The 20,618-nt window shown below is 71.3% G+C and carries 21 protein-coding genes and 3 pseudogenes; 15 read left to right on the top strand and 9 right to left on the bottom strand.

The window, feature by feature from the left end:
• Positions 1–7: 7 nt before the first annotated feature.
• Complete coding sequence (locus ABZ154_RS17690) at positions 8–1,015, bottom strand: YdcF family protein (RefSeq protein WP_356833544.1); 1,008 nt, start codon at positions 1,013–1,015, stop codon at positions 8–10.
• Between the two features lie 92 nt (positions 1,016–1,107).
• On the opposite strand from ABZ154_RS17690, the gene ABZ154_RS17685 reads away from it, so the two are divergent.
• From ABZ154_RS17685 to ABZ154_RS17665, 5 genes and pseudogenes are all read left to right on the top strand, one after another.
• Complete coding sequence (locus tag ABZ154_RS17685; protein ID WP_356833542.1) at positions 1,108–1,644, top strand: hypothetical protein; 537 nt, start codon at positions 1,108–1,110, stop codon at positions 1,642–1,644.
• Positions 1,645–1,698: 54 nt separating this feature from the next.
• Positions 1,699–1,932, top strand: a complete 234-nt coding sequence (locus tag ABZ154_RS17680) for a hypothetical protein (protein WP_093692595.1) — start codon at positions 1,699–1,701, stop codon at positions 1,930–1,932.
• Between the two features lie 155 nt (positions 1,933–2,087).
• The gene (locus ABZ154_RS17675; protein WP_356833539.1) at positions 2,088–2,972 is read left to right on the top strand and encodes an AraC family transcriptional regulator; all 885 of its coding nucleotides are present in this window, start codon (positions 2,088–2,090) and stop codon (positions 2,970–2,972) included.
• A 341-nt stretch (positions 2,973–3,313) separates the two neighbouring features.
• Positions 3,314–3,421: pseudogene (locus ABZ154_RS17670) on the top strand (ATP-binding protein); the annotation flags it as partial.
• An 87-nt stretch (positions 3,422–3,508) separates the two neighbouring features.
• Positions 3,509–4,474, top strand: a complete 966-nt coding sequence (locus ABZ154_RS17665) for an NAD(P)/FAD-dependent oxidoreductase (RefSeq protein ID WP_356833681.1) — start codon at positions 3,509–3,511, stop codon at positions 4,472–4,474.
• Here the strand turns inward: ABZ154_RS17665 and ABZ154_RS17660 are convergent.
• Complete coding sequence (locus tag ABZ154_RS17660) at positions 4,413–4,925, bottom strand: hypothetical protein (RefSeq protein ID WP_356833679.1); 513 nt, start codon at positions 4,923–4,925, stop codon at positions 4,413–4,415. The genes ABZ154_RS17665 and ABZ154_RS17660 overlap by 62 nt on opposite strands.
• Positions 4,925–5,347 (bottom strand): helix-turn-helix domain-containing protein, encoded by a 423-nt coding sequence (locus ABZ154_RS17655; protein WP_356833537.1) that lies wholly within the window; start codon positions 5,345–5,347, stop codon positions 4,925–4,927. Before ABZ154_RS17655 ends, ABZ154_RS17660 begins: the two co-directional genes overlap by 1 nt.
• Before the next feature lie 112 nt (positions 5,348–5,459).
• Between ABZ154_RS17655 and ABZ154_RS17650 the strand changes: the two genes are divergently transcribed.
• The 3 genes and pseudogenes from ABZ154_RS17650 to ABZ154_RS17640 all read left to right on the top strand — a co-directional run.
• Positions 5,460–5,867: a RidA family protein gene (locus tag ABZ154_RS17650; protein WP_356833535.1), complete on the top strand. Its 408-nt coding sequence runs from the start codon at positions 5,460–5,462 to the stop codon at positions 5,865–5,867.
• Between the two features lie 198 nt (positions 5,868–6,065).
• Positions 6,066–6,332, top strand: a complete 267-nt coding sequence (locus tag ABZ154_RS17645; RefSeq protein WP_356833533.1) for a GlsB/YeaQ/YmgE family stress response membrane protein — start codon at positions 6,066–6,068, stop codon at positions 6,330–6,332.
• Between the two features lie 141 nt (positions 6,333–6,473).
• Positions 6,474–6,728 (top strand): annotated as a pseudogene (locus tag ABZ154_RS17640) (catalase-related domain-containing protein); the annotation flags it as partial.
• 123 nt (positions 6,729–6,851) lie between these two features.
• Here the strand turns inward: ABZ154_RS17640 and ABZ154_RS17635 are convergent.
• Positions 6,852–6,980 carry a helix-turn-helix transcriptional regulator gene (locus ABZ154_RS17635; protein WP_356833677.1) on the bottom strand — a complete coding sequence of 43 codons (129 nt, stop codon included), beginning with the start codon at positions 6,978–6,980 and terminating at the stop codon, positions 6,852–6,854.
• Positions 6,981–7,091: 111 nt separating this feature from the next.
• Positions 7,092–7,379 (bottom strand): annotated as a pseudogene (locus ABZ154_RS17630) (hypothetical protein); the annotation flags it as partial.
• Between the two features lie 193 nt (positions 7,380–7,572).
• Here ABZ154_RS17630 and ABZ154_RS17625 point away from each other — a divergent pair.
• The 4 genes from ABZ154_RS17625 to ABZ154_RS17610 all read left to right on the top strand — a co-directional run bounded on the left by ABZ154_RS17625 (position 7,573) and on the right by ABZ154_RS17610 (position 11,697).
• Positions 7,573–8,640, top strand: a complete 1,068-nt coding sequence (locus ABZ154_RS17625; protein ID WP_356833531.1) for an iron chelate uptake ABC transporter family permease subunit — start codon at positions 7,573–7,575, stop codon at positions 8,638–8,640.
• Entirely contained in the window at positions 8,637–9,713 is a 1,077-nt protein-coding gene (locus ABZ154_RS17620; protein WP_356833529.1) for an iron chelate uptake ABC transporter family permease subunit, read from the top strand. The genes ABZ154_RS17625 and ABZ154_RS17620 overlap by 4 nt, the downstream gene beginning before the upstream one ends.
• An 82-nt stretch (positions 9,714–9,795) precedes the next feature.
• Positions 9,796–10,605 carry an ABC transporter ATP-binding protein gene (locus ABZ154_RS17615; RefSeq protein ID WP_356833527.1) on the top strand — a complete coding sequence of 270 codons (810 nt, stop codon included), beginning with the start codon at positions 9,796–9,798 and terminating at the stop codon, positions 10,603–10,605.
• A gap of 69 nt (positions 10,606–10,674) precedes the next feature.
• Positions 10,675–11,697: an iron-siderophore ABC transporter substrate-binding protein gene (locus ABZ154_RS17610; RefSeq protein ID WP_356833525.1), complete on the top strand. Its 1,023-nt coding sequence runs from the start codon at positions 10,675–10,677 to the stop codon at positions 11,695–11,697.
• Positions 11,698–11,815: 118 nt separating this feature from the next.
• On the opposite strand, the gene ABZ154_RS17605 is transcribed toward ABZ154_RS17610, so the two are convergent.
• A complete protein-coding gene (locus tag ABZ154_RS17605) occupies positions 11,816–12,169 on the bottom strand; it encodes a hypothetical protein (RefSeq protein ID WP_356833523.1) in 354 nt (117 codons plus the stop codon).
• Entirely contained in the window at positions 12,166–12,792 is a 627-nt protein-coding gene (locus ABZ154_RS17600; protein WP_356833521.1) for a YceI family protein, read from the bottom strand. The genes ABZ154_RS17605 and ABZ154_RS17600 overlap by 4 nt, the downstream gene beginning before the upstream one ends.
• Before the next feature lie 268 nt (positions 12,793–13,060).
• Here ABZ154_RS17600 and ABZ154_RS17595 point away from each other — a divergent pair, with 268 nt between their 5' ends.
• Entirely contained in the window at positions 13,061–13,585 is a 525-nt protein-coding gene (locus ABZ154_RS17595) for a hypothetical protein (RefSeq protein WP_356833519.1), read from the top strand.
• Between the two features lie 24 nt (positions 13,586–13,609).
• Here the strand turns inward: ABZ154_RS17595 and ABZ154_RS17590 are convergent, their stop codons facing one another.
• Positions 13,610–14,287 (bottom strand): peptidoglycan-binding protein, encoded by a 678-nt coding sequence (locus ABZ154_RS17590; RefSeq protein WP_356833517.1) that lies wholly within the window; start codon positions 14,285–14,287, stop codon positions 13,610–13,612.
• 153 nt (positions 14,288–14,440) lie between these two features.
• The gene (locus ABZ154_RS17585; protein ID WP_356833675.1) at positions 14,441–15,652 is read right to left on the bottom strand and encodes a glycoside hydrolase family 64 protein; all 1,212 of its coding nucleotides are present in this window, start codon (positions 15,650–15,652) and stop codon (positions 14,441–14,443) included.
• Between the two features lie 406 nt (positions 15,653–16,058).
• Between ABZ154_RS17585 and ABZ154_RS17580 the strand changes: the two genes are divergently transcribed.
• Both ABZ154_RS17580 and ABZ154_RS17575 read left to right on the top strand, forming a co-directional pair.
• Complete coding sequence (locus ABZ154_RS17580; protein ID WP_356833515.1) at positions 16,059–19,943, top strand: endo-alpha-N-acetylgalactosaminidase family protein; 3,885 nt, start codon at positions 16,059–16,061, stop codon at positions 19,941–19,943.
• 262 nt (positions 19,944–20,205) lie between these two features.
• The coding region (locus ABZ154_RS17575; protein ID WP_356833513.1) for a carboxyl transferase domain-containing protein at positions 20,206–20,618 on the top strand (413 nt) is incomplete at its 3' end.

Here is a 20,618-nt window from a genome sequence, read left to right as displayed (position 1 = left end):
GGAGCCGTTACCGAACCGCCCACCAGACGAGCACGCCGGCCAGGACGATCAACAGACACAGCACCGCGTTGGTCCGCTTGTAGTCGACGAGGACGGCGGCGAACTCGCGGAGAGTGGCGTTGGGCCAGAAGTAGGCGGCGGTGGGCGAGCCCACGACCTGCCCCCGGATCTGCACCCGGCGGGCGGTGAGGGCGGCGCGGAAGGCGTGGTAGTTGTTCGTGACGACGACGCACCGGTAGTCGGGCTTCGCGTCCTCCATGATCGCCTTACTGAACCGCAGGTTCTCCTCGGTCGACGTCGACCGGTCCTCCCGCCGGATCAGATGGGCCGGAAACCCCTCGGCCACCAGGTGGTCGGCCATGGCGTGGGACTCCGGAAGCTCCTCGTCCGGCCCCTGCCCGCCCGACGTGATGAGCACGGGGGAGCCCCCGCGCCTGGCGAGCCGCGCGTGCACGTCCTGCCCTCGCTTCAGCCGGCTCGCGAGGAGAGGCGGCACAGTGGTGCCGCCGATGAGCCCGGACCCCAGCACGACCACGAAGTCGGCCTTGCGGCGCACACGCAGCCGCCCGTAGAGGAACGCGTAGCAGACGAAGCACAGGAACAGGAACGAGAAGTAGAGCGCCAGCCCACCAGCGGCGGCCGCCACCCCGATCAGCACCGGATTCCGCACGCTCACGGCGGCGGCCAGCAGCGCGACGACCCCGACGATGGCGAGGGCGGCGGCCAGCGAGAGCAGGTTGGACGGACTCCTGCCCTCCTTGCGCAGCATCCGTACGCCGTTGACGGACAGGAAGTAGGTCAGCAGGAGGACGGCCACCGCCCCCAGCACGAGCAACGACCAGCCGGCGACCGCGCCCGAGGTGGACTCGGACCGGATGAGCTCGTAGAGCCAGGCGGCCAGGGCGCAGAGCACGGCGAGCCCCAGAACGACGGCGTTGCTGAACTTCCTGCGGTCGTGCAGCACGCTCACGCAGAAGACGAGGAAGAGGAGCGCCGCGGGGGCGTAGACCGACATGCGCACAGGGTAGGGGGCGGGGTCCGGGCGGCCGACGGCGAGGTGGGCCCCGGCAGCGGCCGGGGAACGGCCGCTGTGCCAGGCTGCGGCCCATGGGGTGGACATGCAAACTGCACGGGGGCGTCGCAGCCGGGCTGGGCGCAGTGGTCCTGGCGCTGGCCGCACTCACGTGGGTGCCGGGGACCTTGCCGTTGTTCGAGCCGCGGTGGGTGGTTCCGGCGGCGTTCTCGTCGGCCTTCCTGATGGGGATGTCGGCGTTCGTACGCGTCCTCCTGACGAGGTCGCACATGAGCGGACTGCGGCAGGCGTTCCGGTGTCTTCCCGGCAGGGTACAGGCGGGACTTGCGGCCCTGGCCGCGGTGGGTGCCCTCCTGGTTTCCGGCACAGCGGTGGAAGATTCGAGAGACGTCGAGGTGAGGGACGGCAGGTACGTCGCCTACGACGCGCATGAGCACCGCATGGTCGAGGTCGCGAAGAGCGAGTACCTGGCACTGCTGCCGAGTAGCCGCCGGATATTCCTCGCGGTACCGGGCGTGTTCCTCGTCGTCGCCTCCTGCGCGGTGCTGGCCGCGGGTGAGGTGCGCCGGGCCGACCGCAGTCAGGCGGGTGCCGGGAACCGCCACGGCTGACGGCGCGGGAATTCAGGGCGTGCCCTTTCCAGGCGTTGAGCCGTTGAACCCGGCATGAAGAAGCGAAGCGTTCTCGCCGCCGTCACCCTCGCCACCGGAGCGGTCATCGCCGCCATCGCCCCGCACCCCGGAGGCGGGGACACCGCCCACGCGGCCGAGCCGCCCATCAGCCTGGGCGCGCTGGACAACGTCAGCGAACTCGGTGCGCTGGTCGACGGAGCGGCGGAGACGACCTCCTCCACCGCGGGCACGGTGACCACCACCCTCTCCGACGCCCGGTTCAGCTGAACCGACAGACAGACAACAGGGCGGCCCACCGGGAAGATCCGGTGGGCCGCCTTTCGCATGCCCGGCTTCCCCTCCCGACCGAACCGGGCACGGACGGTCGGGCCCGGCAGGCTGGTCCCTTCCTACGGTGAACGGGAAAGGAAGGCGGGACAGGGTTGCTGGAACGACTGAACGAGGCCATGGAGCACATCGAGTCCCATCTCGGTGCGCGCATCGAGGCCGCAGAGCTGGCGCGCATCGCGATGACCTCGGAGTACCACTTCCGCCGGATGTTCTCCGCGCTGGCAGGCGTTCCGCTGGCGGAGTACATCCGCCGTCGCCGTATGACGCTCGCGGGCGCCGAGGTGCTCGGCGCCCCGGACCGGAGCCTGCTGGACGTGGCCGTGCGGTACGGCTACGACACGGGAGAGGGCTTCGCCCGCGCCTTCCGTGCGGTGCACGGCATCGGGCCGGGTGAGGCTCGGCGGAGCGGTGCGGTTCTGCGGTCCCAGCAACGCCTGACCTTCCGGCTCGTCGTCGAAGGGAGCATGGCCATGCGCTACAGGCTGGTGGAGAAGGAGGAGTTCCGTGTGGTGGGGAGGAAGGCACGCGTACCGCTGATCCACGAGGGGCCGAATCAGGCCATCGCGGAGTTCATCCGTGGCATCGGCCCAAGGGAGTTGAACCGCATCGCGGCCCTCTCCGACCAGGAGCCGGCCGGGCTGGTGGGGGTGAGTGACCAGCTCGACCCGAGCCGGGCGGAGGGCACTGAACTGGACTACTACCACGGGGTGGTGACGAGGCGGCAGGAGCTTCCGGCAGACCTGGACTCGCTCACCGTACCGGCCGGTTCGTGGGCGGTGTTCGAAAGCGAGGGCCCGTTCCCGCAGGCCCTCCAGTACCTCTGGCGGGACGTGTTCACCCAGTGGTTCCCCTCGAACCCGTACGCCTCCCGGCCCGGCCCGGAGATCCTGCGGGTGCGGCTGCGCGAGAAGGGGAAGCGGGCGGAGGCGGAGCTGTGGATCCCGGTGGAACGGACGGACCATCGGCCGAGCCGATAGGGGGCAAGACGCCGGTTGACGGCCAGGGGCGTATGCGATGCCTGCGTGGTCCTCACCCATCGTGCGGGCGCGCCTGGCTCGGCCGAGCCAGGCGTGTACGAGCTGCGGCCGCGCTACTGACACCGCCCGCGCAGACGTGAACCGCCCCGCTCTCGGCCTGGCTGTCGGCCGGGAGCGGGGCGGGTCCGGCTGCTCAGAGGGCGGTGCTGCTGCCGTGGATGAAGACGTTCCAGGTGGCGGGCTCGACGGTGAGGACGGGTCCGTCGGTCACCTGGAGTCGCGGATGTGTACGGCGGCGGGGTGGGCGGCGACTTCGACGCAGGTTCCGCCGTCACCGTTGCGACGAGGACGGCCGCGGGCTGCTGCTGGTCGGGGCATTGGCGGACGAGTGGGGGGCCGCTGAGCGGAACCCCGGCAAGACCGTGTGGTGCCAGTCCGGTCTCGGGTGATCCTTGCCATTCCGGCAAGTCCATTTGTCGTTCCCACTGGCCTGCGCGCACTATCTCCATCAACTGGAGGTGGTCCGCATGACCGACATGAAGCAGCAGCGGTACGACGTGGTGATCGTGGGAGGCGGGGCGGCCGGCCTGAGCGGGGCGCTGGCTCTGGCGCGGGCCCGGCGGTCGGTGCTGGTGATCGATGCGGGAGAGCCCCGCAACGCTCCCGCGTCCCATGTGCACAACTACCTGGGCCGCGAGTCGACCCCGCCCGGGGAGCTCCTGGCGATCGGCCGGGGCGAGGTGGCCGGGTACGGCGGGGAGACCGTCGAGGGCCGGGTGGCCTCGGCCGAGCAGTTGCCGGGGGAGAAGGGCGGCTTCCGGGTGGTGATGGAGGGCGGCTCCACCGTCGAGGCGCGCAGGCTCCTGGTGACCACGGGGTTGGTGGACGAGCTGCCGCCCCTGCCGGGGCTGGCCGAGCGCTGGGGACGCGAGGTGCTGCACTGCCCGTACTGCCACGGGCGCGAGGTGGCGGACCGCCCGATCGGGGTGCTGTCCACCGGCCCCCTCGCCGTACATCAGGCGCTGATGTGGCGGCAGTGGAGCGACGACGTCACACTCTTCCGCCACACGGGCCCGGAGCCGACGGACGAGGAGTACGAACAGCTCGCCGCGCGCGGGGTGGCCGTGGTGGACGGCGAGGTGTCCGGCCTGGAGGTCGCGGACGACCGCCTCACCGGCGTACGCCTGGCGGGCGGCCGGGTGATTGCGCGCGAGGCCCTCGTGATCCAGGCTCGCTTCACCGCCCGCTCGGCCGTACTCGAATCGCTGGGTCTGGTCCCGGTCGCGCAGGAGATGGGCGGTGAGGTGATCGGCACGTACATCCCCACCGACCCGGTCGGCGCGACGGAGGTCCCCGGTGTCTGGGCGGCGGGCAACGTCACCCGCCTCACCGAACAGGTCATCGGTGCCGCCGCTGCCGGGCTCATGGCGGCGGGCGCGATCAACGGCGATCTGATCGCCGAGGACACCCGTACAGCGGTGGAGGCTCGGCGGCGCGGCTGAGGACGAGCGCCACTTCGGCCCTCTTCCCGTTCCGCAGGGCTGTCGCCGCCCAGATGCCCGCCAGCGCCAGCGCGGCCGCCGCCATCGCGGCCAGCTCCGGTGTCTCCGGGCGCCAGCCCAGGGAAAGGCGCGTGCCTATGACGAGGAGGAGGACAACGATCGTGCCCGGGGAGGGGACCGGCACCCTGGCCGCCGCGGCCCGCAGGACGGCGGCGGTGGCCAGGCCGGTGACGGCCCAGGTGCCGACGTACGTCCAGGGCGACCCCGGGGCGGCGGCGAGCAGCCCGTAGTCGTCGGGGCCCAGGCGGAACAGTGAGCCGGCCCAGCCCATACCCACCCCGAGGGCGGCGACGCCCACCGCCCACAGGGCGTGGCGCCACAACGGGCCGGGCCGAACGGTCGCTTCGTCGTCCGCGGGGTCGCCCGGATCGGACGGATCAAGGAAATCGATCACGTCCGTACAGACGCGTGGAGGGGACCGGGCGTTGCGTCGGACGGGCTCGTGAACCGGCGGCGGGCCTCCTCGATGTGGCCGAGGTGCTCCTGGGTCCAGTCGCACATGAGGTGGACCGTGCCTCGCAGGCCCTGGCCCGGCTCGGTGAGGGTGTACTCGACCTTCGGCGGCACGGTGGCGTACGCGGTCCTCTCGGCCAGGCCGTTGCGCTCCAGCATGCGCAGGTTCTGGGTGAGCATCTTGTGGCTGATGCCGTCGACCTCCTTGAGCACCTCGCTGAAGCGCCGGGTGCGGTCACCGAGGGCTTCGATGATCAGGAGTGCCCACTTGTTGGCGACGTCCGAGAAGATCTCCCGCGCCAGTGAGTCCGCGCGCCGGAGGTCCGCGTCGTCGGGCGAGCCGCTGAACTGCTTGGTCACCGTGAGGTTCCTCCGTTACCGAAAAGTGCGTTCTTCCACGTCAGCGCTGACTCTCCTACGGTTTGTGAGTAACCACAAGTGACCGAGAGGTCTACACGAGGAGGCACGGAACATGGCCATCACTCTGCTGGATCCCGAGGGGCTGCCCAAGGTCGGTGTGTACCGGCAGGTCGCCGTGGCGACGGGCTCGAAGCTCGTCTTCGTCGCCGGGCAGGTCGCCTGGGACGCGGACGGCACCACGGTCGGTGAGGGCGACCTCGCCGCGCAGGTGGAGCAGTGCTACCTCAACATCGGCACCGCCCTGGCCGGGGCCGGGGGTTCCTTCGACGACGTGGTGAAGCTGACGGTGTACGTCGTCGGCTGGACGCCCGACAGGATGCCGCAGCTCCTGAAGGGTGCGGCCCGGGCGGCGGAGAAGCTGGGCGTCACCCCGGTCCCGCCGGGCACGCTGGTGGGTGTCGCGGCACTGGACGTACCGGAGCACCTGGTCGAGATCGAGGCGACGGCGGTCCTGGACTGAGCCGGCCCAGGGCCCCGGCCTCCTCCCGCACCGGCCCCCGTCCCCCTGCCCGTCCCCCGCGACGCGTCCCGGCGAATGACGGAGCCCTGGAGTGAGGACCGTGCCCGGCCGATGTGTGAGCTTCCGCTACGGGGATACGCGGAGGAGGCCGGGCGCCACAGGGGCGCCGGTACGTCGGCAACGTAAAGGGAGACTTTCGTGAGCATCATCGCCTGGATCCTCATCGGCCTGTTCGCGGGACTCATCGCCAAGGCGCTGACTCCGGGCAAGGACCCCGGGGGCTGCCTCCTCACGATGGTGATCGGCATCGTGGGCGGCCTGCTGGGCGGCTGGCTGGGCAAGGTGATCTTCGGTGTCGACTCGATCGACGGATTCTTCAGCCTGTCGACGTGGATCGCCGCCATCGTCGGCTCGGTGATCGTCCTGCTCCTCTACCGTCTGGTCGCGGGCCAGCGGTCCCGCTGACGCGCCCCGGAGGCCCGGCGAGGCTCCTTCCCCCACGGGTCGATCAGGCGTGGTCTGTCTGCAGGGGCACAAGGTCAGCAGGGCGGCCGCAGCAAGAGCCGTCGCCGACACGTCTGCGGAAGACGGACAAGAGGGAGCGAAGGCCAGGCGGGCACCATGGTCCGCGAGGTCCTGGACGACGTGGCGCGGGACCGGCTGGTGGACGACATCGTCGGCCACCTGCTGAACGGTGGGACCGAGCCGGTGCTCCAGCGCGCCTTCCAGTCGTGGCCGAACGTCGGCAGCATGCTCGGCAAGCGCGTCGAGCAGGGCGTACGCGCGACGGCCGGCGAGAAGGACCCGAAGGCGGCGGAGCAGGGCAACCCGGCCCGCTCGTCGACGCAGCACAAGGCCTGAGGCGACGCCCGTTCTCAGGGCTACGGCAGGCCCCCTTCCCCGCTGTCGGCGGGGGTGGGGGCCTGCCGTGTGCCGTGCGCTACCGCGCTCAGGCGGCCGGGTGATGCGCGGTGAGTTCGATGGTCAGGCCGGTTTCCAGGGCGCGGGCCAGGCGCCGCAGGAGGGGATGGCCGGCATGGTTCCACCGCCCTCGATCCGGGAGATCTGTGGCTGCTTCATGCCGCAGCGTTCGGCGGGTTCAGCCTGCGACAGGCCGAGCGCGGTGCGGCGTCCGTAGACGAGCTGGAGACGAGCTGGCCGAGATCCGCGGGCCAGCTCGGCCTCTCGTACAGCCGGCCGTACTCAGGGGTCTCCTCGACGGCTTCACCGAGGAGCGCACGGTGGCGGCGAGTCTTCCACTCGGCGTGGTTCGTCGCAGTCCCTCCTTGACGGGCCGACCGCAGAGCCTCGCCGAGGGTCCGCCGCCCCCTCCCACGTCTCCGGCGCCCACACCCCCGACCGGCGCAGCGCGTTCGGGCAGTGGCGGAAGATCTCGTCGATCTCGACGACCAGGGCGAGCTTCGGGCGCTCGCCCTTCAGCGTCATCGCGTCGAAGAACGGTGCCTCCGTCAGGATGCGGGCGCGGCCGTTGACGCGGAGGACGTCCACCGCGGGTGCGGCGGTGCGGGGTCGGACCGGCGCTGTTAGGGTGACCTTACTTTGGGGCCCCTGCCCTGCCTTCTCCGGGGTGCCCGGGTGCGGACGGCCGCGCGCCGGGGCGCCCCCTGCCCGAAGGCGCCGATGAGCAAGGGTGAGAGACCGTGCACAACCGCATTCCGGCGGCCGTCGGACCGGTGGCGAGGCCGTGAGCGGCTCGACCCTCCTGGCGAAGGGGAAACCGGCGGGCGGCGGCGAGGAAGCACGGGTCAGGCGCAGTCGGCCCGTCCTCGTCCTCGGGCTCCTGGTCGCCCTCGGTGTGCTGGTCCTCGTCACCGTGGCGAGCCTCGCCATCGGCTCCGGGGACGTGCCGTTCCGCGATCTGCTGCCCGGCGTCTTCGACCCCGACCTCACCGTCAAGGGCCAGCTCGTCATCCAGGAGGTCCGCATCCCGCGCACCGTCGCCGGGCTGCTCGCCGGTGCGGCGCTCGGGCTCGCGGGAACCGTCATGCAGGGCGTCGCCCGTAACCCCCTCGCCGACCCTCAGCTCCTCGGCATCAACGCGGGTGCGTCCGTCGCCGTCGTCTGCTCGATCACGCTGCTCGGGTTCACCGTCGCCACCCAGTTCGTCTGGTTCGGCTTCCTCGGCGCGCTCCTCGCAGCCCTCCTCGTGTACGGGGTCGGCTCGCTCGGCCGTGAGGGCGCAACCCCGGTCAAGCTGGCGCTCGCGGGCGCCGCGACCAGTGCCGTCCTCACCTCGATCACCAGCGCGATCCTGCTCCAGGACCGGGGGAGCTACGACCAGTTCCGGTTCTGGCAGCTCGGGGCCCTGACCGCGCGTAGCTCCGAGGTGCTCTGGCAGGTCTCCCCGTTCATCCTCATCGGGGCCGTACTCGCCCTCGGCCTCGGGCCGCAGCTCAACGCCCTCTCCCTCGGCGACGACCTCGCGCGCGGCCTCGGCCAGCGGGTCGGTGCGGCGCGGATGGTCTCGGCCCTCGCCGTGGTGGTGCTCTGCGGCGCCGCCACCGTGGTCGCCGGGCCCATCGGCTTCGTCGGCCTCGCCGTACCGCACGCCGCCCGCCTGATCACCGGGCCCGACTACCGCTGGGTGCTGCCGTACAGCATGGTGCTCGCCCCGATCATGCTGCTCGTCGCCGACATCATCGGCCGCGTGATCGCCCCGCCCGGAGAGGTGCAGGTCGGCGTGATCACCGCCGCGATCGGCTGCGTCCCCTTCATCTGGCTGGTCCGGCGCAGGAAGTTGGTGGAACTGTGAGCGCCCCTCCGGCCAGCAAGGAAGCCACAGCGGACCGGCTCGCCGACGCCGTACGGCAGGTCTCCGCCGTACGCGGACGCGGGCGCCGGCGGTCCGTCACCGTCGCGGCGGGCCTGTTCGTCGCCCTGGTTGCCGCGTTCGGCGTCTCGCTCAGCGTCGGCGACATGGTCATGCCGATCGGGAAGGTCGTCGAGACGCTCCTCGGAGGCGGCGACGGCGGCTCGCAGTTCGTCGTCCTGGAGCTGCGGCTGCCCCGCGCCCTCCTCGCGGTCCTCGTCGGTGCCGCGTTCGGGCTCTCCGGAGGCGTCTTCCAGACCGTGCTGCGCAACCCCCTCGCCAGCCCGGACCTCATCGGCATCAGCGCCGGAGCGAGTGCCGTCGCCGTCACCGCCGCGTTGGTGTACCAGGTCAGCGGGCTCGCCCTCTCCGCGAGTGCGCTGGCCGGTTCGGTCGCCGCCGGGACCGCGATCTACGTGCTCGCCTGGCGGCAAGGCGTCGCCGGACAGCGCCTGGTCCTCGTCGGGATCGGCGTCGGCACGGGGCTCTCCAGCGTGGTCTGGTACGTGATGGCCCGCTCCGACGTCACCGACGCGCAGGAGGCCTTCCGCTGGCTGGCGGGCAGCCTCAACGGCCGCTCCTGGGACCAGTTCTGGCCGATGTCCGGGGCGCTCGCCCTCCTCGTCCCGCTCACCGCCGTCGCCGCGCACGCCCTGCGGCCCCTCCAGCTCGGGGACGACGCCGCCGCCGGACTCGGTACGAAGGTGGAGCCGAGCCGGCTCGCCCTGCTCGGGTGCGCCACGGCCCTGGCGGGGGTCGCCACGGCGGCCGCCGGGCCCGTCGGGTTCGTGGCCTTCGTCGCCGCGCCGATCGCCCGCCGCCTGGTCCCGGGCCGGGGAGCCGCCCTGCCCCACGCGGCCCTGAGCGGCGCGCTGCTGGTCCTCGTCGCCGACTTCGCGGCCCAGCACATGCTGCCCTCCGTCCAGCTGCCGGTGGGCGTGGTCACCAGCATCATCGGCGCGCCGTACCTGCTCCTGCTCCTGGCCCGCGCCAACCGCGTCGGCAGCGGGGGATGACATGTCGGTTCTCCGAGACGGTTCGGTTCTCCGAGACGGTTCGGTTCTTCGAGACGACGACAACGAAAGGCGTGGCCCGGTCGTGGCTGAGCACACTCTGGAAGCCCGGGACGTCCGGCTCGGCTACGGCGACCGGGAGATCGTCCCCGGGCTGAGCGTGACCGTCCCGCCCGGACGGATCACCGTCATCGTCGGCCCCAACGCCTGCGGCAAATCGACCCTCCTGCGCGCGATGGCCCGGCTGCTCGCGCCCTCCGCCGGGGCGGTGCTCCTCAACGGCCGGTCCATCCAGGAGATGCCGACCAGGGAGGTCGCCGCCGTTCTCGGCATCCTCCCGCAGAGCCCCACGGCGCCCGAGGGCATCACCGTCTCCGACCTGGTCGGCCGCGGTCGCTACCCGCACCAGGGCTGGTTCCGGCGCTGGGGCGCCGAGGACGACGAGGCGGTCGCGCACGCGCTGCTCTCCACCGACGTCCTGGAGCTGGCCGACCGGCCGGTGGACGAGCTCTCGGGCGGGCAGCGCCAGCGGGTGTGGATAGCGATGGCGCTGGCGCAGCGTACGGACATCCTGCTGCTCGACGAGCCGACGACGTTCCTGGACGCCAGCCACCAGCTCGACGTCCTCGACCTGCTCACCGACCTCAACCGCGAGCGCGGCGTCACGATGGTGGCCGTCCTGCACGACCTGAACCTGGCCTGCCGGTACGCGGACCACATGATCGCCATGAAGGCCGGCCGGATCCTGGCGGAGGGGCGGCCCGTCGACATCGTGACGGAAGAGCTGGTCGGCGAGGTCTTCGGGATGCGCTGCTCGGTGATCGAGGACCCGGCGTCGGCCACCCCGATGGTGGTGCCGCTGGGGCGCCACCACGTGAAGGACCCGGCGGCCTGACCTCCGTACGCGCTCGGAGGAGCCCACCCCATGGCACCGTTGTCATTAGGTGAGGCTAACCTAAAGGGCATGAACCCCTCCGCTTCCCGGCGCCCCCGCCGCACCCCCGTCCTGATGGCCGGTGCCGTCGCCGCCCTCCTCGTCGGCGTCTCCGCCTGCGGTACGTCGGACGACTCCTCCGACAGGTCCGGCTCCGCCCCCTCCGCCGCCTCCGAGGGCGCCTTCCCCGCCAAGGTCGCGACGAAGTTCGGCGAGGTCACCGTCGACGAGCAGCCCAAGCGGATCGTCGCGCTCGGCTGGGGCGACGCCGAGACCGTGCTCGCGCTCGGCGGCCAGCCGGTCGGGGCGAGCGACTGGCTGCCGTTCGGCGGCGAGGGCGTCGGCCCGTGGGCGAAGGGCATGTACGACAAGGCCCCCGAGCTCATCGGCACGATGGAGCCGGAGTTCGAGAAGATCGCCTCCCTCCAGCCGGACCTCATCCTGGACACCAAGTCCAGCGGTGACCAGACCCGGTACGACACCCTGAAGAAGATCGCCCCGACCGTCGGCGTGCCCAAGGACGGCGACCAGTACAAGATCTCGTGGGAGCAGCAGACCACGATGATCGCCGCCGCGATGGGCGTGCCCGAGAAGGGCAAGGAGCTGATCGCGGAGACCGAGAAGAAGTTCGAGGCGGCGGCGAAGGCGCACCCCGAGTTCAAGGACGCCATGATCGTGCTCGGCTCGCGCACCTCCGAGGGCTACGGCGCGTACGTCGGCGGCACGGGCCGGGTCGACTTCGTCGAGCGCCTCGGCTTCACGAACAGCCCGGCTGTCGAGGCCAAGGCCGGCGAGGGCTTCTCCGTCTCCATCTCCAAGGAGAACCTCGAACTCCTGGACGCCGACCTGACGGTGATGACCCCCATCGGCATCCCCGCCACGGACATCAGCAACGACCCGCTCTACAAGGCGGTCCCGTCGGTGAAGGCCGGCAACTCCCTGATCTTCGACGACCAGATCATCTCGCAGGCGTTCGCCACGGACTCCGTGCTCTCCGTCTCGTACGCCCTGGAGAAGGTCGTGCCGCTCTTCGCGGAGAAGGTCAAGAAGTAACCCCCGTACGCCCGTAGTCGTACGTACGCGCACCTACGACAGCGCGCCCCGCACCCGTGACCTCCCGGGTGCGGGGCGCGCTGCCTTGTGCGTACGGCCTTCCGCGTACGGCCCCGAATCAGCCGGCGGGGGCCAGCGCGTACCCCCACCACACGCCGTGCTCGCGGGCCAGCTGGACGCGGAGGTGCTTGCCGTCGGCCAGGGCCAGATCGGCCTGCGAGGTGCCTCCGCCGGGCGCCTTGAGCCGCTGGGGCAGTGACCGTGCGTCCTCCACCCCGGCCACCTTCGCGGTGACCTTCCCGGCCGCCGCCGACGCGGCGAGCGGACGCAGGAAGTCCGAGGACTCCCGCGTCGCACCGGACCCGTCCGGATAGCCGTCGGCGAGGGCGTCGACGCCCGCCCGGCCACCCGAAGGTGCCGAACCGCCCGTGCGGTGATGCGTTGTGCCGCCGCGGTCAGGCGTGCGCGTCACACCTGCGGCGCGGCCGCCTTGATCGCGGAGATGTCGAAGTGCAGCTTGACCTTGTCGCTGACCATGACCCCGCCGGTCTCCAGCGCCGCGTTCCAGGTCAGGCCCCAGTCGGAGCGCAGGATGTCCGCGCTGCCCTCGAAGCCGACGCGCTCGTTGCCGTAGACGTCGGTGGCGGAGCCGTTGAACTCCAGGTCGATGGAGAGCGGGCGCGTGACGTCCTTGATGGTCAGGTCGCCGGTGACCCGGTACGCCTCGCCGCCGAGCTGCTCGGCGCGCGTCGAGCGGAACGTCATCAGGGGGAACTTCTCGGCGTCGAAGAAGTCGCCGCTGACCAGGTGGCCGTCGCGGTCGGCGATGCCGGTGTCGACGCTCGCGATCTTCACGTCGATGGCGGCGGAGGAGTTCGCCGGGTCGGTGCCGTCCAGGGTCAGGGTGCCCTCGTGCTCACCGAAGGAGCCGCGCACGTTGGTGACCATCGCGTGCCGCACGGTGAAGCCGATGCTGCTGTGGGCCGGGTCGATGGTGTAGGCGCCGGTCAGGGCGGCCAGTGCCGGGTCCACCGCGGGGGCCTCGGCGGTGGTGGTCGGGGTGGCGGCGGTCGACTTGCGGGTGAACAGAGCCATGGCTCCTCCTCGGGGGACGTGTGCGAGCGGTGCTGCCCGGGGGTGGGGCAGATGTAGCAGCGGCGTCGTCGGTGTTGTTTAACCTTCAACGAGATTGACTCTAACTCCATCTTGTTCAAGTTTCAACCTTTCCTCGAGCCGAAGGGGCGCCGCCCGGTTTCGCCCTCCGGCGGACGCGCGTAGAACTCGGGCACCATCTCCCTGCCCGGCGTGCGCGGACCCGCCCCGTACGCCCTCTGTTTTGTCATGAGCAGGAGGAAAATCCCCCATGGTGAACCGCCCACGACTCCGCTCCGCCCTCACCGCCCTGGCCCTCGTCCTCGGCGCCCTCTTCGTCCCCGGCGTCGGCGCCCTCGGCAGCGGCGCCACCGAGGCGCACGCCGTGACCAAGCTGACCCACGCACAGGCCACCTCCCGGTTCAGCTCCTCCGGGATCACCTGGTCGTCGTCAGGCAACTGCTCCAACCGCAACGTCGCCACCTGCACATCGTTCGACCAGCTCAACCTGGAGACCGCCCAGGGCGCCCAGACGCTCAGGAGCGCCACCGGCTGTGCGCTCAGGATCACCGGCGGTACGGAGACCGGGCACGCCGGCGGCACGTACTCGCACTGGAACGGCTACAAGCTCGACTTCGCCAAGAGCACCTGCCTGAACAACTACGTCACCGGCGTCTTCACCTACATCGGCGTACGCGGCGACGGCGCCCGCCAGTACCGGTCCGGCTCCGGCAACATCTACGCCGACGAGGGCAACCACTGGGACGTGACCTACTACAACTGCGGCGGCTGCTGACCCTCCCGCACGGGCCGACGGTGATCAGTCGACCGGCTCCACCGTCGGCCCCTCCCGCTCCAGCAGGTCCCGGGCGAACTGCTCCCACTGCGCGTACCGGTCCGGGTGCGCGGACCGCTGCACCGCCTGGCACGCCCTGCCCGGCTCCATCGACTCCCAGCCCTTGATCTGGAGCAGCCCCGGGTTGCTGGTCGGCGACGGCAGCCCGTAGAAGGACTTCGACGCGGTCGGGACGTGGGTGATCTGCTGCGGGGTGCCCCAGCCCATGCTCGGGCGCTGCTGGAAGATCCCGAGCGAGTCGTGGTCCACCGGAGTTGTGTAGTTGACGAACTTGGACTCCTGCATGGCTGTCATCAGGGCGATCACCTGGCCCTGTTCCGGGATGTCCGCCCCCTTCCCGACGCCGATGACCGTACGCGCGTGCGCGAGCTGTTCCGGGCCGAGGTCCGACGGGTCGGCGAAGGCCGCGCGCAGTTCGCTGTCCGGGGCCGCCTTGAGGAGGTGGGCCGTCGCGGGGTCCACCAGGCCGGTGGGGATGAGCCCGTAACTCTGCTGGAAGGCGCGCAGGCCCTGGGCTGCGGTGGGCGGCGGGGGTGCGGTGGCGTGGGCGGTGGCGGGGGCCGCCAGCAGGAAGGCGGCGGCGAGCGCCGCGAGCGTGCGGCGGGGGAGCCCGGTCGTGCGCCTGAGGAGGTTCTTTCGCATACGGAACGGTTCCGGGACGCCGAAAAGAAAGTCAAGGATGCCGTGAATAGTATGAATTGATGGTGTGTCGCGATTCCAGGCTGTACGGACAGGTGAGTGCCCTCCGCCGGCCGGGTCCGGCGGAGGGCACTCACCTGCTGGTCGCGACGGCCGTCAGGCCCCCACGCTCACCGTGAAGCGGCGCGGGTTCCCGTCGTGCGCCGCGCCCGACACGTCGGGCTCGCCGTCCGGGCGTACGTCGTCGTACGGGAACGCGTAGCCGATCGGGCTGTTGGCGTGGACCACGCGGGACCAGTGGTTGGTCACCGGCGTCTTGTAGTAGTCCGACACCGACGTGCCGTTCGGCTGGCTCGGGTGGCTCAGCATGATCGACCGGTTGAAGCCGGCCGCCAGCCGGGCCAGGATCGCCTTCTTGTCGTCCAAGTCGCCCGGGTTGTTGGTGAACGGGCCGTGGTTGCAGGTGAAGACGTCCTTGGACTCCGGCTTGGTGAACGTGTGGCCGCCCTCGAAGGTCAGGACGTCGCCGCTGACCCGGCCCGCCAGTGCGCCCCGGCCGCCCTGGAGGTCGATGCGCAGGTCCTCGGAGCGGTACTTCTCCCAGACCTCGTCGATCTGGGCGGTGAACAGGTCCCGGAACGGCATCTCGTCGGGCCGGTCGAAGTACGGGGCCATGATGTTCTGCGGCGAGACGACCCGCAGTACGCTGCCGTCGTCGCCCCGGGTGATCAGCTGGTCCCACGGCTGCCCGTCGGCGGCGGCCTGGGCGGTCAGGTCCGCCGCGATCCGCTCCACCGCGCCCTCGGGGTGGGGGGTCACGACGTGGGTGCCGTCGCCCTCCAGCGTGATGCCGATCGGGAGGGCGGTGATCAGGTCCACGTAGCTGATGTTGGAGTACAGCTGCTCGGTGTTGAAGGTGAACTCGGCGAACGCCCAGGTACGCCCGTAGTTCGGGTCCGTCGGCGTCGCGAAGGCGGGCTCCACCAGCGAGGGGCCCGGGTTGAGGAAGAAGTCCAGCTTGTCGTCCCGGACGAAGTAGACCCGTGCCCCGTACATCTGCGGCAGGGTCAGCACCACCGGGGCCTCGCCCGCGCCGTTGAGCGGGATCGCGCAGTCCACCGGGAGCGGGGTCTGCGGGGCGCCGGGGGAGTCGGGGCGGTAGACCTCGCCGTTCGGCCGGAGCAGCACCCAGCGGTCGGTGCCCAGCTCGTGGCCGGTGACGTACGCGTGCACCGACCCGGGCAACGACTTGTTCTCCAGGGCCAGTTCGCAGGTCGCCGGCGCTGCCGAGGCGCGCGGGCTGAGGGCGGTGCCCCAGGCGGGGTACGTCAGCGCCGCGGCCGATGCGGCGGCGCCGGTCAGGAACATTCTGCGCGAAATCACGAGGGAACTCCCGAGTGTGTGGGGGCCGCAGACGGGTCGTGGCGTGGTGGGGGAGAGACCGGACAGTGGGGGTGTCTGCGGGGGTGCGCACCACTCTTGCCAGGGGTGGAGCGGTCGTCAAGACTTATGACTGAGAGCGCTCTCAAAAACTGCGGGTCTTCACAACTCGACGCCCGCAAGCGCCACTTGCCGGACCCGGGCGGGTGCGAACCGTGACCGTACGGAGACGGCTGCGGCCAAGAGGTGAACAAGCCGCCGCGACAGCCGACGGGCCGCCGCGATGGCCCGCACGCGCCCCACTTGGACTAACGGACCACGGTTGTTGGACGGAGGCGGCCCCCGGGGCCGACATTCGTTGACGGTGTCCCGACACGGCGACTACTCAGGGGCCATGTCGCCAAGATTCCCCTCCGCCGGCCTGGTCGCCGTCGCCTCAGCAGCCGTCCTGGCGCTCGTGGGGACCGCCGCCCTCCCCGCCGCAGCCGCCGATCCGTCCCCCGCACCACCGGCCGGAGCGGCGAAGCCCGGTGCGTCGGCCGCCACCATCGGCTCCGCCCACCTCACCGTCGCCGTGGCCGACGACTTCCCGCGCGTCCTGTCGTACACCGACCGGGCCAGTGGTCAGCGGCTCCTCGGCAGTACGAGGCCGGTCACCGCCGTCACCCTCAACGGAACCGCCCACCCGGTGAAGCCCAAGGCCGCACCGGAGGTGAGCGGCTCCTCCGCCCGCTACAGCCTCACCTTCACCGACCTGCCCGGTGTCGAGATCGACGCCTCGCTCACCGTCTCCGGCCGGACCACCACCTTCAAGGTGACCGCCGTCCGCGACACCGCCGCCTTCCGGGTGGGCACCATCGACATCCCCGGGCACGACCTGATCTCCGTCGGCTCCACCGAACCCGGCGCCGCCACCGCGTTCACGACGCTGGACCCGGACTCCACGCGTACCGCCGACGTCTTCGCCAAGGTCACGGGGGACACCGAGCCCGACCCCGCTCCCGTCGGCGCCACCTACGCGCTCCTGAACACCTCCTCCCTCGCCGCCGCCGTCGAGTCCAACTCCTCCTACGACAAGCCCTCAGGCCCCACCGGCGGCGACGACGCCCGCTTCTGGCGCCAGGCCCGCACCGAGGCCGACGGAAGCGGAGTCCGGGTCGGCGTCAGCTCCGGCCAGTGGACCTACCGGGGCGAGGGCGCACCGAAGCCGGAGAGCGGCGAGAACCTGCCCTGGGCCAAGGTCGTCGTCACCCCCGACGCCAACGGCGACCGGGCCGTCGACTGGCAGGACGGGGCCACCGCCTTCCGCTCCATCGGCATCACCGCCCCGGGCAGCGAGGAGACCGCCGACCGGGTCGTCACCCACATCCCGTTCAACTTCGCCAGCCAGGCCACCCATCCCTTTCTGCGCACCCTCGACGACGTCAAGCGGATCTCACAGGCCACCGACGGCCTCGGCCAGCTCGCCGTCCTCAAGGGGTACGGCTCCGAGGGGCATGACTCCGCCCACCCGGACTACGGCGGCAACTACAACAAGCGGGCCGGCGGGCTCAAGGACCTCAACACCCTGCTCAAGGGCGGCAAGAAGTGGGGCGCCACCTTCGGCGTCCACGTCAACGCCACCGAGTCCTACCCGGAGGCCAACGCCTTCAGCGAGCAGCTCGTCGACAAGTCCAAGCCCGGCTGGAACTGGCTCAACCAGAGCTACTACATCGACCAGCGCCGCGACATCAACAGCGGCGACCTGGCCAAGCGCTTCCAGCAGCTGCGCGACGAGACCGACCGCAACCTCAACTTCCTCTACATCGACGTCTACTACTCCCACGGCTGGATCGCCGACAAGACCGTCCAGTCCGTCCAGAAGCAGGGCTGGACCGTCGGCACCGAGTGGGCCGACAAGTTCGAGCGCGCCTCGCTCTGGTCGCACTGGGCGAACGACCTGAACTACGGCGGGGCCACGAACAAGGGTCTCAACTCGCAGATCATCCGGTTCATCCGCAACGGCGAGAAGGACATCTGGAACAACCACCCGGTCCTCGGCCAGAGCGTCCTGGAGGACTTCGAGGGGTGGACCGGCGAGACCGACTGGAACGCCTTCACCGCCACCATCTGGCAGAAGAACCTCCCCGCCAAGTACCTCCAGCAGCAGAAGATCACCCGCTGGGACGGCAACGACATCACCTTCACCGGGGGTGTGCGCGGCACGGTCGAGGACGGCAAGCGGACCTTCTACGACCAGGGCCGCAAGGTGCTCAGCGGCACGGACTACCTGCTGCCGTGGGACGGCGGGAAGAAGCTCTACCTCTACAGCGAGACCGGGGGCACCAGCACCTGGGAGGTGCCCGGCAAGGGCCCGTACACGGTCTACGAACTGACCGACAACGGCCGCGAGGAGGTCGCCACCGTCCGCCCCGCCGCCGACGGGAAGATCACGCTGACCGCCACCGCCGGACAGCCGTACGTCCTCTATCCGGACCGTGCTCCCAAGAAGGCCTCTGCCGCATGGGGCCAGGGCACGCCCCTCAAGGACCCCGGCTTCAACGACCGCGCCCTGACCGGCTGGACCAGGACCGGCACCGCCGCCCGCTCCACCGACGAGCAGGGCCGCAACAGCGCCACCCTCTCCGGCACCGCCACCGCCGCGCTCTCCCAGCCCGTCACCGGCCTCCAGCCCGGCAAGCGCTACACCGCCTCCGCCCTCATCGAGGTGGAGCCCGGCAAGACCCGCCGTACGGTGCTGAGCGCGGGTGGGAAGTCCGTGGCCGTCGAGCGCTCCACGGCCGAGGACTTCGTCGCCGCGTCCGACTGGCACGGCACCCGCTTCCAGCGCGCCAAGGTCACCTTCACCGCCCCGGCCGACGGCCGCACCACCCTGCGCATCGAGGCGGCGGCGGGCTCCACGGCGACCGTTCGCGCCGATGACGTACGGATCGTCGAGAACGCCCCCGCCACCCGGCCCGGCACCCTCGTGTACGAGGACTTCGAGGCGGTCGACCAGGGCTGGGGCCCCTTCCTGAAGGGCAACGCGGGCGGCTCCACCGACCCCCGCACCAGCATCTCCCAGCTCAACGCCCCGTACACCCAGTCCGGCTGGAACGGGAAGCTGATCGACGACGTGCTCGGTGGGAAGGAGTCCCTGAAGTCCCACGAGGAGAACACCGGGCTCGTCTACCGCACCGCGCCGTGGACCGTCCCCATGCGGGACGGCCACCGGTACCAGGTCGCCTTCGACTACCAGTCCAGCCACGCCGGCGCCTACAGCTGGGTCGACGGCTACGACCGGGTCGCGGACGCCGAGGCCACCTCCACCGAGACCCGCGCCACCCCCATCGGGCAGCAGCGCACGACCGGCCGCTTCACCCAGACCCTCACCGCGGGCTGCGGCGACAGCTGGACCGGGCTGCGGAAGCGGGCCGGGGCTCCCGAGGGCGCTGACTTCGTGCTCGACGCCTTCACCGTGACCGACCTCGGGCCCGCCCCCGCCGGACAGGAGGCCGTCTGCGGCACGCTCGGCGTGGCCGCCGACGCGGAGACCCTGGAGCCCGGCGCCCCGAACACCGTCAAGGCCACCTTCGGCAACGACGAGGCGAGCGCCGCCACCGGTGTGAAGCTCGCGCTGACCGTGCCCGAGGGATGGCAGGCCGAGCCGGCGGGGCCGGTCGTCTTCGACTCCGTCGCCCCGGGCGTGAAGGTCACCGGCAGCTGGCGGGTCACCCCGCCGGTGGACGCCGCCTACGACACGTACCAGCTGGGTGCGGAAGCCACGTACGCCGTCCAGGGCTCCCCGCGCACGCTCGGCGCGCAGACCTCCGTCCGGACCCTGCCGCCGCCGCCCACCGAGGACGGCTGGGCCAGTGACCTCGACTGGACGGCCTCCCGGAACGGCTGGGGACCCGTGGAGCGCGACCAGTCGAACGGGGAGACCGGGACCGGCGACGGCACCCCGCTGACGATCGGCGGCGTCGTGTACGCCAAGGGCCTCGGCACCCACGCCCCGGCGAAGATCCGCTACTACCTGGGCGGGAAGTGCACCGCCTTCACCGCCGAGGCCGGCGTCGACGACGTCCAGGCCACGCGCGGCAGCGTGCGGTTCTCCGTCACCGCCGACGGCGTGGAGAAGGTGAAGTCGCCGGTCCTGGGGGCCGCCGACCCGGCCTGGAAGCTCACCGCGGACGTCACCGGCGCCACGTACGTCGAGCTCGTCGTCGACGACGCCGGTGACGGCAACGGCAACGACCACGCCGACTGGGGCAACGCCCGCTTCCACTGCGGAGGTTGAACCCCGGCCGAACAGCGACCGAGCGCGGTGGAGCCGAGCGGATCAGTGCTGGTCCATACTGAGGGGGCCTTCGGGCCCCCTCAGGGGCGTGTGGCCCACGGCACACCGCCTCTTTGTGGGATTCCGACAGCTTGGGGCGGCGTTTCGCTGGTGGATCGCGTGCCCTGCGTAGTGGTTCTGTCCACACCCACCACGAAACCGGGCAGGAGACTGTACGGAGTCGACGGCACGATTTCTGGGTCGGGGTTCGTAGGGTCGATGCATGACCGTTGTGGACGAAACCCAGGGTGAGCAGCCGAGCGACACGCGTGGCCGGGTGGCCGAACTGCTGGCCCTGCGCGAGCAGGCCCGGCGCGGCCCCAGCGAGCGCGCGACCCAGGCGCAGCACGCCAAGGGCAAGCTGACCGCGCGCGAGCGCATCGAGCTGCTGCTGGACCCGGGCTCGTTCAAGGAGGTCGAGCAGCTCCGCCGGCACCGGGCGACCGGGTTCGGCCTGGAGGCGAAGAAGCCGTACACGGACGGTGTGATCACCGGCTGGGGCACGGTCGAGGGCCGTACGGTCTTCGTCTACGCGCACGACTTCCGGATCTTCGGCGGGGCGCTGGGCGAGGCCCACGCCACGAAGATCCACAAGATCATGGACATGGCCATCTCCGCCGGTGCGCCCCTCGTCTC

It is taken from the genome of Streptomyces sp. NPDC006261, assembly GCF_040613515.1.
Classification (GTDB): domain Bacteria; phylum Actinomycetota; class Actinomycetes; order Streptomycetales; family Streptomycetaceae; genus Streptomyces.
The sequence above is the reverse complement of the archived record's forward strand: the minus strand, read 5'-3'. Positions and strand labels throughout refer to the sequence as shown.